Origin of the sequence: Variovorax beijingensis (assembly GCF_003951285.1) — a bacterium.
In the GTDB taxonomy this organism is placed as follows: domain Bacteria; phylum Pseudomonadota; class Gammaproteobacteria; order Burkholderiales; family Burkholderiaceae_C; genus Variovorax; species Variovorax beijingensis.
Genome location: NZ_RXFQ01000016.1, coordinates 67622 through 83161 on the forward strand (window position 1 = coordinate 67622; position 15540 = coordinate 83161).

Consider the following 15540-nt stretch of genomic DNA (forward strand, 5'->3'; position numbering starts at 1 on the left):
TGAAGAAAAAGAAGAAAAAGCACGAGTGTTCTTTTTCGAGGGATTCTAGGCGTTTCGCGTGGCTCAACAATGGCACGCAGTCGCTGTCGAGACAAGACTCATGAAATGGTTACAGGCCATTCCAGAAACACCGCGGAACCGGCTCTGCCGGGCCGCTGGTGTTGCCCCCGGCGAGGGGGTGGGAGAAGCGACACGAAGTGCGCGAAGCCTGGGGGTGAGCCCTAAACCTCTAGCCACTCTTTGCGAGTGGTTGCGTCGGCACGCAGGCTGTCGGGCGTGCCATCGAACACGATGCTGCCGTGGCCCATGACGAGCGCACGGTCCGAGATCTGCATCGCGATGGTCAGCTTCTGCTCGATCAGCAGCACCGAGATGCCCTTGTCCTTGAGCGTCTTCAGGTACTGCCCCACCAGCTCGACGATCTTGGGTGCGAGGCCTTCGGTGGGCTCGTCGATGATGATCAGGTCGGGGTCGCCCATCAGCGTGCGGCACAGCGTGAGCATCTGCTGCTCGCCGCCCGAGAGCACGCCGGCCTCGGTGTGCTGGCGCTCCTTCAGGCGCGGGAACATGCCGTACATGTCGTCGAAGGACCAGCGGCTTCCCTTGCCCGTGCCCTTCTGGCCCAAGAGCAGGTTCTGGTGCACCGTGAGCTTGGGAAAGATGTCGCGGTTCTCGGGCACGTAGCCGATGCCCAGATGCGCGATCTCGTAGGCCTTCCGGCGCAGGATGTCCTGGTCCTTCCAGCGCAGCGTGCCTTCGGCATGCACCAGGCCCATGATGGCCTTGGCGGTGGTCGAGCGGCCCGAGCCGTTGCGGCCCAGCAGCGCGACGATCTCGCCGGCGCCCACGTTGAAGGAAACGCCATGCAGCACATGGCTCTTGCCGTAGTAGGCGTGGATGTCGTGAAGCTTCAGCATGTCAGGTCTCCCGCCGGGCCGCCCCAAGGGAGGCCGCGCCCCCTTGGGGGGGCAGCGAATACACGAAGTGATGAGAGTGGGGGCATCAGTGTCCCGCCCCCTGTGCGTCGGCGACCGAGGAGCCCAGGTAAGCCTCCTGCACGCGTGCATTCGCACGAACGGCAGCAGGCGTGTCGAAGGCAATGACCTCGCCATACACCACCACCGCGATCTTGTCGGCCAGCCCGAAGACCACGCCCATGTCGTGCTCCACCGTCAGCAGCGTCTTGCCGACCGTCACGTGCTTGATCAGCGAGATGAAGTGCGCCGTCTCGGTCTTGCTCATGCCGGCCGTCGGCTCGTCCAGGAGAATGACGCCGGCGCCGCCCGCAATGGTCACGCCGATCTCGAGCGCGCGCTGCTCCGCATAGGTGAGGTTCACCGCATGCACGTCGCGCTTGCGCTGCAGGCCGATCTGCTTGATGAGCTCTTCGGTGCGCGCGTTGGCATCGTCCAGGTTCGAGAGAAAGCGCAGGAAGGTGTAGCGGTAGCCCAGGCTCCACAGCACGCCGCAGCGCAGGTTCTCGAACACGCTGAGCTTCGGGAAGATGTTGGTGATCTGGAAGCTGCGCGACAGGCCCAGCCGGTTGATCTCGTAGGGCTTCTTGCCATCGATGCGCTGGCCGCTCAGCAGCACCTCGCCGCTCGTGGGCGCGAGCCGCCCGCTGATCAGGTTGAACAGCGTCGACTTGCCCGCCCCGTTCGGGCCGATGATGGCCACGCGTTCCCCGGCCTTTACGGCCAGGTCCACGCCGCGGATGATCTCGGTCTTGCCGAAATTCTTGCGCAGCGACTTCAGTTCCAATGCGAATTGCGCGCTCATTACGCAGCCTCCCGGCGCTTGATTTCTGCTTCGATCTCTTCCTGCGCCTGGCCCCAGGCACGCACGAAGCGGCGGCGCGCCACCTCCAGCGCTGCCAGGCCCACGGCCAGGATCGCGGCGGCGCCAAGCCAGCTTGCCGTGCCCGAGGTGTCGAGCGCCACACCGAAGAAGTTCAGGGTGGGTCCGAGCGCCGAGTTCAACTGGATGTGATAGATCATCTCGATCAGCGCGGCAGCGCCGACCACCACCGGCACCAGCGCCACGGCCAGCGCGACGTACAGCAGCCAGAAGCGGCCGAACTTGCCGAACTTGGCGACCCTCAGGTTCATCATCACCAGGCTGGCGATGCCGCCGGGCGCGAACATCACCATGAACACGAACACCAGGCCGAAATAGAGCTGCCAGGCCTTCGAGAGCTCTGACAGCAGGATCGACGCGAACACCAGCAGCACCGCGCCGATGATCGGCCCGAAGAAGAACACCGCGCCGCCCAGGAAGGTGAACAGCAGGTAGCCGCCCGAGCGGATGGCGCTCAGGCTGTCGGCCGCATTCACGATCTCGAAGTTGATCGACGCCAGCCCGCCGCCAATGCCCGCGAAGAAGCCCGCGATGATGAAGGCGAAGTACCGCACGCGCTGCGTGTTGTAGCCGATGAACTCCACGCGCTCCGGGTTGTCGCGCACCGCGTTCAGCATGCGGCCGAGCGGCGTGCCGGTGAAGGCATACATGAGCGCGGTGCAGACGAAGCAGTAGGCGGCGATCAGGTAGTACACCTGGATCTGCGGGCCGAAGTTGAAGCCGAAGAAAGTCGGGCCGTAGACCCGGTCGGTGGTGATGCCGCCCTCGCCGCCGAAGAAGCTCGGGAACATCAGCGCCATGGAGGCCACCAGCTCGCCGATGCCCAGAGTGATCATCGCGAAGGTGGTGCCCGACTTCTTCGTGGTGACGAAGCCCAGCAGGATGGCAAAGAACATGCCGGCCAGGCCGCCCACCAGGGGAATGGCCACGAGCGGAATCTGCAGCCCGCCCTTGTCGCCCATGTTCATCACGTGGATGGCAAGGAAGGAACCGAGCCCGACGTAGACGGCATGGCCGAAGCTCAGCATGCCGCCCTGTCCCAGCAGGATGTTGTAGCTCAGGCAGATGATGATCAGGTAACCCATCTGCGAGAGCATGGTGAGCGCCAGGCTGCTCTTGAACATCAGCGGCGAGACGATCAGCACGATCGCGAACAGCGACCAGATCAGGAAGCGCCCGATGTTCCAGGGCTTGAAGCGGTAGTACTGCGTCGGGGTCGTGGTTGTTGTCGTTGTCATGGCTTCAGTCCTCCCGGGTGCCAAGAAGACCCTTGGGCCTGAAGATGAGAATCAGCACCAGGAACAGGTACGGCAGGATCGGCGCGACCTGCGAGATCGTGAGCTTGAGCAGCTCGTAGCCGAAGGTCTGGTCGGTCACGGTGAAGCCCAGCATCTGCAGGCCGCCGGCGAACGACTGGTCCATGGCTACCGCGAAAGTCTGGACGATGCCGATCAGAAGCGACGCCAGGAATGCGCCGGCCAGCGAGCCCATGCCGCCCACCACCACCACCACGAAGATGATCGAGCCGACCGAGGCCGCCATCGCGGGTTCGGTGACGTAGGTGTTGCCGCCCACCACGCCCGCAAGGCCCGCGAGCGCGGCACCGCCGCCGAACACCAGCATGAAGACGCGCGGCACGTTGTGGCCCAGCGCCTCGACCATGTCGGGATGCTTGAGCGCCGCCTGGATCACCAGGCCGATGCGCGTGCGCGTGAGCAGCAGCCACACCGAGATGAGCATCAGCACGGCCACCAGCATGATGAAGGAGCGCGACTTCGGAAACTGCGTGCCGTACAGCGAGAACAGCGGCCCCTGCAGCTGCGGCGGCAGGCCGTAGGGCACGGTCGAGCGTCCCCAGGCGAGCTGCACCAGTTCCAGGATGAGGTAAGAAAGCCCGAAGGTCACCAGGAGTTCCGGCACATGGCCGAACTTGTGGACCCGGCGCAGGCTGTAGCGCTCGAAGGCGGCGCCCAGAAAGCCCACCAGCAGCGGCGCGATGAACAGCGCCGGCCAGAAGCCGACGATGCCGGACAGCGTATAGGCGATGTAGGCGCCGAGCATGTAGAAGCTGGCGTGCGCGAAGTTGAGCACGCCCATCATGCTGAAGATCAGCGTAAGGCCGGAGCTCAGCATGAACAGCAGCAGTCCGTAGCTGACGCCGTTGAGCAGCGAGATGACGAAGAATTCGACGTTCATCGGTCTTTCGTGTCAGGTAAGAAAAGAAAAAGGCCCGAGTGTTGAAGTCGGGCCTCGACCGGTCGGCGCGCGATCAGGCGATCACGAGTTGTTGGGCCGCTTCATCTGGCACGTGGTGGGCGTGCTCGCAACATAGGCTTCGTAGAACTTGACGGGCGCCAGCGTGTAGCCGGTGTTCTCCGGGCTGTAGGGGTTCTTGGCATCGGCCTTCTGCCAGCGCGTGATCCACAGGCCCTGCTGCAGCTGGTGGTCGGACTTGCGCATCTCGACGTCGCCGTTGAAGCTCTTGAACTTCATGCCTTCCATCGCGGCGGCCACCTTGACGGGCTCGGTCGACTTGGTGCGCACGAAGGCCTCGCTGAGCATGGCGTACACCGTGTAGATGTCGGTGGTGTACATGTCGTCGTTGAACCTCTTCTTGAACTCGTTCATCAACGGCTGGACGGGGCCGGGCGCGTTGTAGTGGCTGTAGCCCACCTGGTAGACCTTGCCGTCCGAAGCCGCGCCCATGGCGGTCGGCGTGCCATTGGTCACGGCGTAGTAGGTGTAGAACTTGACGTTCAGGCCCGAGTCGTTGGCCGACTTGATGAGCAGCGCCAGGTCGGAGCCCCAGTTGCCGGTGATGACGGTGTCGGCACCCGAGGCCTTGATCTTCGCGATGTAGGGCGAGAAGTCGCGCACCTGCGCGAGCGGGTGCAGGTCGTCGCCCACGATCTCGATGTCGGGCCGCTTGTCCTTGAGGTTCTGCTTGGCGAACTTGGAGACCTGCTGGCCGTGCGAGTAGTTCTGGTTGATGAGGTAGACCTTCTTGATGTCGGGCTGTTCCTTCATGAAGGCGGTCAGCGCTTCCATCTTCATGGAGGTGTCGGCATCGAGGCGGAAGTGCCAGTAGCTGCACTTGCTGTTGGTCAGGTCGGGGTCGACGGCCGCGTAGTTGATGTAGAGCACTTCCTTGCCCGGGTTGCGGGCGTTGTGCTTCTCGAGCGCATCGATGATGGCCAGCGCCGGGCCGGAACCGTTGCCCTGCACCACGTAGCGTGCGCCCTGGTCCATGGCCGAGCGCAGGGCGCTGGTGGTTTCCTGCGGGCTCAGCTTGTTGTCGATGGCGATGACCTCGAACTTCACGCCGGCCGCGTTCTTCTTGTTGAACTCCTCGGCCAGGAACTGGAAGGTCTTGAGCTGGTTGGTTCCAACGGCCGCCATCAGGCCCGACAGCGGGTCGAGCCAGGCGATCTTCACGGTCTCTCCCTTCTGGGCCAGGGCGCCGGCGGCGCTCGCTGCAAGGATGGATGCGGTAGCGATTTTCAGAGCGAACTTCACGATCTATTTCTCCTGGTCAAACCGATTCAAATGGCCGCACGAGAGTACAAGCGTTTGTGGCCCCTACCCTCAGGGAATGCCCGTAAGGAGGCGGCCGCAAGGCCCGTTTCTATCGCGCAGGCGACACTGCATTTCTCAAGGTTGCTACCGCGCGGTAGGCAGCTGCTACCAGCGGGTAGGAATGCGTCCGGATGGACGCTCAGGGGCGCTTCATCTGGCAGGTGGTGGGCGTGCTTGCCACATACGATTCGTAGTACTTCACGGGGACATTCGTGTAGCCGGTGTTCTCGGCGTCGTAGGGGTATTTGGCGCTGGCCTTTTCCCAGCGCGAGATATAGAGGCCCTGCTGCAGCTGGTGGTCGGCCTTGCGCACCTCGACCTCACCGTTGAAGCTCTTGATCTTCATGCCTTCGAGCGCCGCGGCCACCTTGACCGGATCGGTCGACCTGGTCTGCACGAAGGCGGCATCGAGCAGCGCGAACGTGTGATAGATCGACGATTGCGTCAGGTCGTCGTTCATCTTCTTCTTGTAGCCGGCGAGCAGCTTCTGGATCTCGCCGCCCATGTTGTAGTGGCCATAGGCCACCGTGTAGATCTTGCCGGCGGAGGTAGCACCCATGGCCGTTGGGGTGCCGGTGCCGAATGCGTAGTAGGTGAGGAACTTGACGTCCAGGCCCGAGTCGTTGGCCGCCTTGATGAGCAGCGACAGGTCGGAGCCCCAGTTGCCGGTGATGACGGTGTCCGCACCCGATGCCTTGATCTTGGCGATGTAGGGCGAGAAGTCGCGCACCTGCGCGAGCGGGTGCAGGTCGTCGCCCACGATCTGGATATCGGGGCGCTTGGTCTTGAGGTTCTCCTTGGCGAACTTCGACACCTGCACGCCGTGCGCATAGTTCTGCCCGAGGATGTAGACCTTCTTGATGTCGGCCTGGTCCTTCATCCAGGTGGTCAGCGCCTCCATCTTCATGGAGGTGTCGGCGTCGAGGCGAAAGTGCCAGTAGCTGCATTTGCTGTTGGTGAGGTCTGGATCGACCGCCGCATAGTTCAGGTAGAGCAACTCCTTGCCCGGATTGCGCGCGTTGTTCTTCTCGACGGCATCGATGATGGCCAGCGCCGGGCCGGAACCATTTGCCCTGGGTGATGTAGCGCGCCCCCTGGTCCTGCGCCGAGCGCAGCGCCGCGGTCGTCTCTTGCGGGCTCAGCTTGTTGTCGATCGCGATGATCTCGAACTTCACGCCCGAGGCATTCTTCTTGTTGAACTCTTCAGCCAGGAACTGCGTGGTCTTGAGCTGGTTGGTTCCCACCGCCGCCATCAGGCCCGACAGCGGATCGAGCCAGGCGATCTTGACGGTCTCGCCCTTCTGGGCAAGTGCGGCCGTCATGCCGACCAACATGGCACAGGCGGCTGCTGACTTGATGGCAAATTGCATGAAGAGTCTCCAGAGTGAAAGTCGGAATGCCAGCGTACAAGCGCCCTTTTCTTCGCTGCACAGGGATTGCCCGGAAGGAAGGCCGCCGAAGCGGCCTTGCTATCGCATGCGCGACAGTGGGGCCGGGCTTTGGCGCTTCGTCAGGTGGTGGTGGTGGGAAGCTTGTAGTCCTTGAGCTGCTCGCGCAGCCGGGTCTTGAGGATCTTGCCGGTGGCGCCGATCGGAATCGCCTCGACGAACACCACGTCGTCGGGAATCTGCCACTTGGCCGTCTTGCCCTCGTAGAACTTCAGCAGCTCCTCGCGCGCGACCTCTGCGTTGGGCTTCTTCACCACCGCGATGATCGGCCGCTCGTCCCACTTGGGGTGGTACACGCCGATGCAGGCGGCCATGGCGACGGCCGGGTGCGAGACGGCGATGTTCTCGATCTCGATGGAGCTGATCCACTCGCCGCCGGACTTGATCACGTCCTTGCTGCGGTCGGTGATCTGCAGGTAGCCCTCGGCGTCGATGGTGGCGACGTCACCGGTGGGAAACCAGCCGCGGCCCTGCTCGTCGCGGATGAGTGGATCGCCGCCCTCGCCCTTGAAGTATTCCTTCACGATCCACGGGCCCTTGACCAGCAGGTCGCCGTAGGCCTTGCCGTCCCAGGGCAACTCCTTGCCGTCGCCGTCGACGATCTTCATGTCGACGCCGAAGATCGCGCGGCCCTGCTTCATGCGGATCTGCAGCTGCGCATCGGGCGGCAGCGACAGGTGCTTGTTCTTGAGCGTGCACAGCGTGCCCAGCGGGCTCATCTCGGTCATGCCCCAGGCATGCAGCACCTCGACGCTGTAGTGCTCCTGGAACGCCGTGATCATGGCCGGCGGGCAGGCCGAGCCGCCAATGACGGTGCGATTGAGCTTGCTGAACTTCAGGCCGTTGGCCTGCATGTGGCCGAGCATCATCTGCCACACGGTGGGCACGCCGGCCGCGAAGGTCACGCCTTCGGATTCGATCAGTTCGTACACCGACTTGCCGTCGAGCGCCGGGCCGGGAAACACGAGCTTGCAGCCCACCAGCGCGGCCGAGTACGGAATGCCCCAGGCGTTGACGTGGAACATCGGCACCACCGGCAGCACCGAGTCGCGCGCCGACAGCCGCATGACGTCGGGCAGCGCCGCGGCGTAGGCATGCAGCATGGTCGAGCGGTGGCTGTAGAGCGCAGCCTTGGGGTTGCCGGTGGTGCCGCTCGTGTAGCACATGCTCGAGGCCGAGTTCTCGTCGAAGGTGGGCCAGTCGTAGGCGGTGGACTGCCCGCCGATCCAGCTTTCGTAGCTCACGAGGTTGGGCACGCCGCTGTCCGCCGGCAGCTTGTCGGCATCGCACAGGGCAATCCACTTGCGGACCGTGGGGCACTTGGCATGCACCGCCTGCACCAGCGGCAGGAAGCTCAGGTCGAAGCACAGGATCTGGTCTTCGGCGTGGTTGGCGATCCAGGCGATCTGGTCGGGGTGCAGGCGCGGGTTGATGGTGTGCAGCACGCGGCCGCTGCCGCTCACGCCGTAGTACAGCTCCAGGTGCCGGTAGCCGTTCCAGGCCAGCGTGGCGATGCGATCGCTGAACAGCAGCTGCTCGCCGTCCAGCGCATTGGCCACCTGCCGGGCGCGCGATGCGATACCGCCCCAGGTGGTGCGGTGGATGTCGCCCTCGACCCGGCGCGAGACGATCTCGCCGTCGCCGTTGTGGCGCTCGGCGAACTCGATCAGCGACGAGATCAAAAGCGGTTGGTCTTGCATCAAACCCAGCATCTACGGACTCCTTTTTGAAATGACTTCATGACAGCTTGCGAACAACGGATTCACGCAAGCTTCGGCCACTTCCACAATGACACAAACCCGCACTGCCGGATTGAACGGAGCGGCTCTTTGATGCGCCTGATCAAGGCACGGCCTGCACCGGCGTGATCACGGCCGCCGAGGGCGTGGCGTCGAGCCGCAGCTGCGACGGCCATGTCGCCCAGGTTGCACCAAGTTCGGGCGTGTTCGGGTCGCCCTTGCGCATGAAGGCGCCGACGCTGGCCATGACGGCATGGGACAGCGCGAGCCGGCCCGCCTGGTTGGCCTTGCCGCCCATCACGTTGCTGAGCAGCGAGCCGCTGAAATTGCCGAACACGAACGGCAGGTCGAAGGCATGCGCGGCCCCGTACACGTCGTTCCACGGCGAGGGCTCCTGCGCCCAGTCGAGGCGGTAGTGCCAGATGTTCGACTGGTGCGTCTTCATCGTGTTGAGCAGGTTGTCGCGGTTGGCCTCGAACAGGCCCTTCGTGATGACGGCCGTCGCCGCGTTGTAGCCCGTGCCGGGCGTGTCTACCGGAAGGTAGGACGGATCGATGATGTCGGCCACCGTGAGCGCGGGAGGCGCATCGGGATCGAAGTTGAACATCATCGAGAAGCGCTGGGCATCGGTGACGATCCAGCCCGGCTTCGGGAAGCCGATGGTTCCCAGCAGCGAGGCGAAGAGCTTGCCCTCGTCGCGCGTGTTGCCCGCGAGCATCGGCACCTTGACGTAGTTGCCGGCCGCAATGGCGCCGATCGGATCCACGGGCAGCACCGTGCCGTCGGGAATCGGCGCGACGCTGCCCAGGCCGTTGGCAACCACCGTGGCCAGCATCGCCCCGCCCTCCTGGGCGCGCAGGTACTCGGCAATCTGCGCCGGCGTACGCGTGCCGATGTAGGCCTTGGCGGCGGCCGCGTCGGCGGCGGTGCCGTCGGCCACGAGCAGCTTCTCCAGGATCGACTGCCCTTGCGCGAGCGAAGCCGAGGCCGGCGCCAGCGTCGGCAGCGTGCCTGGCGGCAGGTTGCTTGCGAGCGAGATCCCGCCGCTCATCTCGAAGGCCTTGTGGAACAGGCCCTTGGCCACCGGCGAGGTCATCACCGCCAGCAGGTTGGTGGCGCCGGCCGATTCGCCCGACAGCGTGACGTTGCCCGGATCGCCGCCGAAGTTCGCGATGTTGTTCTTGATGAAGCGCAGCGCCGCCATGTTGTCGAGCAGCGCGAAGTTGCCCGAGTCGTCGCCCGCGCTGCCGCCCGGGCGCAGCTGCGGCATGTTCAGGAAGCCCAGGATGCCCAGGCGGTAGCTGGCGGTGACGACCACCGCGTTGGCGGCCTTCGCGAGCCTGGCGCCGTCGTAGAGCGGATCGGCCGTGTAGCCCGAAATATTGCTGCCGCCGTGCACGAACAGCAGCACCGGCAGGTTCTGCTCGTCCGTTGCGGGCCGCCAGATGTTGACGAACAGGCAGTCCTCGCTGCCGACCGGCTTGCCCAGCATGGCGCCGATGGTGGCGTCGTAGGTGTTGTTGGCGCCGGGGCCGAAGAGGCGACCGATCTGCAGGCAGGCATTGCCGAACTTCGCGGCCGGGCGGATGCCGCTCCAGGCCTCGGGTTCCACCGGCGCACGCCAGCGCAGCGCGCCGACCGGCGGCTGCGCGAAGGGAACGCCCTTCCAGAACCAGGTGCCCGAGCTGGCGCTGTCGTCCACGCCCTCGATCTTGCCGGCGGTGGTCTGGCGCACCATGGGACCATCGGCGGCCGGTGGCGGCGGCGGCGGCGCAGGCGGCGCGGCCGGCAGGAACGAGAACGACGAGCCCGAAGAGCCGCCGCCGCAGGCCGCGAGGGCCAGGCAGGCCGCCGCGGCCAGTGCCCGCGCCGCCGCCGCCGTGGTCGTTGCCGCCATGCCCTGGGTTTCTGGCCGGGCGCATACCGCTGCTGTCAGTGCCGTATTCATTTTTTGTCTCCACACCGGGTTAATCGGAATTCCTGCCTGGGCGTCCGGCGGCCATACTCCGGCCCGCCGAACCCCTAAAAATTCTAGGAACGCACGCCGTTTCCCCCGCTATCGCAAGCGCGCCAATTCAATGACTTCAGGAGCCTCCATGCCGCATGCCCAGCGCCGGCCGCAACGCCGGTCCGGCTGCGCGCAGCAGCCCGAGTCGCGGACCAGTTCGGCCGCCTGGCTCGAAGGCGTGCTCTCGATGTTCGAGGCCGAGGGACTCGACGTGCCCTCGCTGCTGCGCGACGCGGGCTTCGATCCCGATTCGCTCCATCGGCAGAACGCCCGCATTCCGGTGGACGAGATCTCGGTGCTCTGGCAACTGGCGGTGGCGCGCGCCGGCAAGCCCACGCTGGGCCTCGCCCGCGACCTGGCCGCCACGCACAGCAAGCTGGGCACGGTCGGCCACGCCATGGCCTGCAGCGCCGACCTGGGCGCGGCGCTCGTGCGGCTCACGCGCTACATGGCGGTGATCTCCGACGCGACCGCTTTCTCGATGCAGCGCGAGGCGCGCGGCTGCTGGATGGTGATGGAGCACACCGGCGGCAGCCTCCCGATTCCGCGCCAGCGCGTCGAATACGCCCTGCTGACCGTCTTCATGCAGTGCCAGTGGCTCACGCGGCGCGAGCTGCAGCCGCTCGCGCTCGAATTCGTCTATCCGCCGCCGGCCGATGACCGGCTGCACCGCGAGGCCTTCGGCTGCGAGATCCGCTACAACGCGCCGGCCAACCGGCTGCTGCTGTCGGCGGCCGACATGGCGATGCCGCTGCCCACCCATCACCCGACGCTGGGCGAGATGCAGGAGCACCTGCTGGACGACCAGCTGAACCTGCTGGGCCAGACCACCACCAGCACCCTGGTGTGCGCCGAGATCGCGCGCCGGCTGCCGCAAGGCGAACCGCGCCGGCAGGACGTGGCCGCGGGCCTCGGCCTCGCGGAACGCACGCTGCAGCGGCGGCTGCAGGAAGAGTCGGTGTCGTTCCAGTCGCTGCTCGACCGCACCCGCCGCGAACTGGCGCAGCAGTACCTGGCGGAAGACCGCCACACGCTCACCGACGTGGCCGACATGCTCGGCTTCGTCGACAGCAGCAACTTCTTCCGGGCCTGCAAGCGCTGGTTCGGGCTGCCGCCTGCCCAATACCGGGCGCGCATCTGGGACACGCCGGCGCTGGCCCACTGAACGGGTCTTGACCCTCGATGGCCCGCATCGCCAGGGGTCTCGCGCTCTGCCGGACAATCCGGGCATGAGCTTGCTTGCTGAAGACACGGCCGCCGCCGACCTTGGATTGCGCTGGAAACCCGGATTCCGGGCGCTGGGCCCCGCCTTTCTCACCGAACTGCGGCCGACGCCCCTGCCCGATCCCCCCTACTGGGTGGGCCACAGCGAGGCGGCGGCCCGCATGCTCGGCCTGCCGGCCGATTGGCGGCAATCGGAGGGCACGCTGGCTGCATTGACCGGCAACCTGCCCGTCGCCGGAACGCAGCCCTTCGCCACGGTGTACAGCGGCCACCAGTTCGGCGTGTGGGCCGGCCAGCTCGGCGACGGCCGCGCCATCATGCTCGGCGAAACCGAGGGCGGCCTCGAGGTGCAGCTCAAGGGCGCGGGCCGCACGCCCTACTCGCGCGGCGCCGACGGCCGGGCCGTGCTGCGCTCCAGCATCCGAGAATTCCTCTGCAGCGAGGCCATGCACGGCCTGGGCATTCCGACCACCCGCGCGCTCTGCATCACGGGCTCCGACGCCCGCGTGTACCGCGAAATGCCCGAAACCGCCGCCGTCGTGACCCGCGTGGCACCCAGCTTCATCCGCTTCGGCCACTTCGAGCACTTCTCGGCCAACCAGCGCGAGACCGAACTGCGCGCGCTGGCCGACTACGTCATCGACCGCTACTACCCGGCCTGCCGTACCACCGACCGCTTCAACGGCAATGCCTACGCGGCCTTCCTGGAAGCCGTGAGCGAGCGCACCGCCGCCTTGCTCGCGCAATGGCAGGCCGTGGGCTTCTGCCACGGCGTGATGAACACCGACAACATGAGCATCCTCGGGCTCACCATCGACTACGGGCCGTTCCAGTTCCTGGACGGCTTCGATCCGCGCCACATCTGCAACCACAGCGATACCAGCGGGCGCTATGCCTTCAACCAGCAGCCCAATGTGGCCTACTGGAACCTGTTCTGCCTCGCGCAGGCCCTGTTGCCGCTGATCGGCGACCAGGAAATCGCCATCGCCGCGCTGGAGTCCTACAAGACGGTGTTCCCGCGCGAATTCGAAGGCCGCATGCGCGCCAAGCTCGGGCTCGCGGAGGCCGCCGAAGGCGACCGCGCGCTCATCGAGGCCGTGCTGAAGCTCCTCGCCGCCGAAAAGGTCGACTACACCATCTTCTGGCGCCGCCTTTCGCAGCACATGGACGGCGGCAACGCCGAACCGGTGCGCGACCTGTTCCTGGACCGCGCGGGCTTCGATGCCTGGCTGCTATCCTTTTCGCAGCGGCACGCGCAATTGCCGCGCGCCCAAGCCGCGGACTTGATGCTCAAATCGAATCCGAAGTACGTGCTGCGGAACCACCTGGGCCAGCAGACCATCGAAGCGGCCAGCCAGAAAGACTTCTCGGCTGTGGCAACCTTGTTGGCCCTGCTCGAAACCCCATTTGAAGAACATCCCGGCGCCGATGCCTATGCCGGGTTCCCGCCCGACTGGGCCTCCACGATCGAAATCAGCTGCTCATCATGACCACTCCCATCGAGAAAACCGACGCCGAATGGAAGGCCCTGCTCGCCGAAAAAGGCGCCGAGCCCGCGGCCTTCGAGGTCACACGCCACGCGGCCACCGAACGGCCCTTCACCGGCAAGTACGAGGCGCACTGGGACGACGGCACCTACCACTGCATCTGCTGCGGCGCCAAGCTGTTCGAATCGGGCACCAAGTTCGACGCGGGCTGCGGCTGGCCGAGCTTCTCGGAAGAGGCCGTACCGGGTGCCATCCGGAACATCGTCGACCGTTCGCACGGCATGGTGCGCACCGAGAACGTCTGCGCCAATTGCGGCGCCCACCTGGGCCACGTGTTCCCCGACGGCCCCACCGAAACCGGCCTGCGCTACTGCATGAACTCGGCTTCGCTCGACTTCAAGAAAAAATGAAACTGATCCTCGACTTCTTTCCGATCCTGCTGTTCTTCGGCGCCTACAAGCTGGCCGACATCTACACCGCCACCGGCGTGCTGATGGCCGCCACCGTGCTGCAGATGGGCATCATCTACGCCCTGGACCGCAAGCTGCAGGCCATGCAGAAGGCCACGCTGGTGCTCATTCTGCTGTTCGGCACGCTCACGCTGGTACTGCACGACGACCGCTTCATCAAGTGGAAGCCCACAGTCCTCTACGGCGCCATGGCCATCGCCCTGGCGGTGGCGCTCTGGGCGCTGAAGAAGAACTTCCTCAAGATGCTGCTGGGCTCGCAGCTCCAGCTGCCGGACCGCATCTGGGGGCGCCTGAACGTGGCGTGGATCGGCTATTGCCTCTTCATGGCGGCCATCAACGGCTACGTGGCGGCCTACTTCACCACCGAGGCATGGGTCAACTTCAAGCTCTGGGGCTACGTGTTCCCGATCGTGTTCCTGGTGGCGCAGGGCCTTTATATCTCGCCGCACCTCAAGGGCGACGACAAGCCCGCATCATGAGCGCTGCCGTGAGCCACCCCCTGCCGACCGCGCGCGACCTCGAAGCGGCGCTGCGCGAAGCGCTCGACCCTACCACGCTCGAGGTGATCGACGAGAGCGGCGCCCACGCTGGCCACGCAGGCGCCAATGCCGAGGGCCGGGGCACCCATTTCCGGGTCCGCATTGCTTCCCCACTGTTCGAAGGGAAGCCCCGCGTGGCGCGCCATCGCCTTGTGTATGATGCCCTCCAAGTTTTTATCGCACAGGGTCTGCACGCCATCGCCATCGAGGTGCTCTGAGTCGCCGTTGGATTGCCGGCACGCGCCGAAACGGCCGCGGCAGCCCCGCCCCCTTTCTTCCCGCTCCTCCGTTTTTTTCCACGCGCTTTTCGTACACGCGCATTTCCCCTCCAGCCTGATATTCATTTCATGAAAAAACAACTCTTGCAGGCCGTTGCGGCCGCAGCGCTGCTCGGTGCGATTCCTCTGGCGGCTGTGGCGCAGAACGCGGCCATCGTCAACGGCAAGCCCGTGCCCAAGGCGCGCATGGACGTGCTGGCCCAGCAGCTGGCCGCGGCCGGCCGCCCGGTCACGCCGGAGATGCAGGGCCAGTTGCGCGAGGAAATCGTCGCGCGCGAAGTGTTCATGCAGGAAGCGCAGAAGCAGGGCCTGGACGCCACCGACGACTACAGGAACCAGCTCGAGCTCGCCCGCCAGGCCATCCTGATCCGCGCACTGTTCGAGAACTACCGCAAGACCAGCCCGGTCTCGGACGCCGACGTGAAGGCCGAGTACGACAAGTTCGTGGCGGCCAATGGCGGCAAGGAATACAAGGCCCGCCACATCCTGGTCGAGACCGAAGACCAGGCCAAGAAGGTCATGGCCGACCTGAAGAAGGGCACCAAGTTCGAGGACATCGCCAAGAAGCAGAGCAAGGACCCGGGATCGGGCGCCAATGGCGGCGATCTCGACTGGGCCAACCCCGCGAGCTTCGTGCCCGAGTTCTCCGAGGCGATGATCAAGCTCAAGAAGGGCGAGACCACGGCCGCCCCCGTCAAGACGCAGTTCGGCTACCACATCATCCGTGTCGACGACATCCGCCAGGCCCAACTGCCGAAGCTGGAAGAAGTGCAGCCGCAGATCACGCAGCAGCTGCAGCAGCAGCGCCTGCAGAAGTACCAGGAAGAGCTGCGCGCGAAGGCGAAGGTCGAGTAAGCCCCAGGGCTTTCCTGACCCATGAAAAAAGCGGCCCGCGGGCCGCTTTTTCGTTTCGG

The 15540-nt window shown here is 65.5% G+C and carries 13 protein-coding genes and 1 pseudogene; 6 read left to right on the forward strand and 8 right to left on the reverse strand.

Annotation, left to right across the window (positions count from 1 at the left end):
• Window positions 1-221: 221 nt before the first annotated feature.
• From EJO66_RS23965 to EJO66_RS24000, 8 genes and pseudogenes are all read right to left on the reverse strand, one after another.
• Window positions 222-917 (reverse strand): ABC transporter ATP-binding protein, encoded by a 696-nt coding sequence (locus EJO66_RS23965; protein WP_124957872.1) that lies wholly within the window; start codon window positions 915-917, stop codon window positions 222-224.
• 85 nt (window positions 918-1002) lie between these two features.
• Window positions 1003-1779, reverse strand: coding sequence for an ABC transporter ATP-binding protein (locus EJO66_RS23970; protein WP_124957871.1), 777 nt, complete (start codon window positions 1777-1779; stop codon window positions 1003-1005).
• On the reverse strand, window positions 1779-3095 hold the full coding sequence (locus EJO66_RS23975; RefSeq protein ID WP_124957870.1) for a branched-chain amino acid ABC transporter permease: 1317 nt from the start codon (window positions 3093-3095) through the stop codon (window positions 1779-1781). Before EJO66_RS23975 ends, EJO66_RS23970 begins: the two co-directional genes overlap by 1 nt.
• 4 nt (window positions 3096-3099) lie before the next feature.
• Window positions 3100-4053 (reverse strand): branched-chain amino acid ABC transporter permease, encoded by a 954-nt coding sequence (locus EJO66_RS23980; protein WP_124957869.1) that lies wholly within the window; start codon window positions 4051-4053, stop codon window positions 3100-3102.
• Between the two features lie 81 nt (window positions 4054-4134).
• A complete protein-coding gene (locus EJO66_RS23985) occupies window positions 4135-5373 on the reverse strand; it encodes a branched-chain amino acid ABC transporter substrate-binding protein (RefSeq protein WP_125966343.1) in 1239 nt (412 codons plus the stop codon).
• Window positions 5374-5572: 199 nt separating this feature from the next.
• A pseudogene (locus EJO66_RS23990) lies at window positions 5573-6803 on the reverse strand (branched-chain amino acid ABC transporter substrate-binding protein).
• A gap of 140 nt (window positions 6804-6943) precedes the next feature.
• Window positions 6944-8593 carry a 3-(methylthio)propionyl-CoA ligase gene (locus EJO66_RS23995; RefSeq protein WP_125966344.1) on the reverse strand — a complete coding sequence of 550 codons (1650 nt, stop codon included), beginning with the start codon at window positions 8591-8593 and terminating at the stop codon, window positions 6944-6946.
• 130 nt (window positions 8594-8723) lie between these two features.
• Window positions 8724-10517 carry a carboxylesterase/lipase family protein gene (locus EJO66_RS24000; RefSeq protein ID WP_125966345.1) on the reverse strand — a complete coding sequence of 598 codons (1794 nt, stop codon included), beginning with the start codon at window positions 10515-10517 and terminating at the stop codon, window positions 8724-8726.
• 199 nt (window positions 10518-10716) lie between these two features.
• Here EJO66_RS24000 and EJO66_RS24005 point away from each other — a divergent pair, with 199 nt between their 5' ends.
• The 6 genes from EJO66_RS24005 to EJO66_RS24030 all read left to right on the forward strand — a co-directional run bounded on the left by EJO66_RS24005 (window position 10717) and on the right by EJO66_RS24030 (window position 15481).
• Window positions 10717-11793 carry an AraC family transcriptional regulator gene (locus EJO66_RS24005; protein ID WP_125966346.1) on the forward strand — a complete coding sequence of 359 codons (1077 nt, stop codon included), beginning with the start codon at window positions 10717-10719 and terminating at the stop codon, window positions 11791-11793.
• Window positions 11794-11857: 64 nt separating this feature from the next.
• Entirely contained in the window at window positions 11858-13342 is a 1485-nt protein-coding gene (locus EJO66_RS24010) for a protein adenylyltransferase SelO (RefSeq protein ID WP_124957864.1), read from the forward strand.
• Entirely contained in the window at window positions 13339-13749 is a 411-nt protein-coding gene (gene msrB / locus EJO66_RS24015) for a peptide-methionine (R)-S-oxide reductase MsrB (protein ID WP_124957863.1), read from the forward strand. Before EJO66_RS24010 ends, msrB begins: the two co-directional genes overlap by 4 nt.
• Window positions 13746-14288 carry a septation protein A gene (locus tag EJO66_RS24020; RefSeq protein WP_021007207.1) on the forward strand — a complete coding sequence of 181 codons (543 nt, stop codon included), beginning with the start codon at window positions 13746-13748 and terminating at the stop codon, window positions 14286-14288. Before msrB ends, EJO66_RS24020 begins: the two co-directional genes overlap by 4 nt.
• Window positions 14285-14566: a BolA family protein gene (locus tag EJO66_RS24025; RefSeq protein ID WP_124957862.1), complete on the forward strand. Its 282-nt coding sequence runs from the start codon at window positions 14285-14287 to the stop codon at window positions 14564-14566. The genes EJO66_RS24020 and EJO66_RS24025 overlap by 4 nt, the downstream gene beginning before the upstream one ends.
• 129 nt (window positions 14567-14695) lie before the next feature.
• Complete coding sequence (locus EJO66_RS24030) at window positions 14696-15481, forward strand: peptidylprolyl isomerase (RefSeq protein ID WP_124957861.1); 786 nt, start codon at window positions 14696-14698, stop codon at window positions 15479-15481.
• Window positions 15482-15540 lie beyond the last annotated feature (59 nt).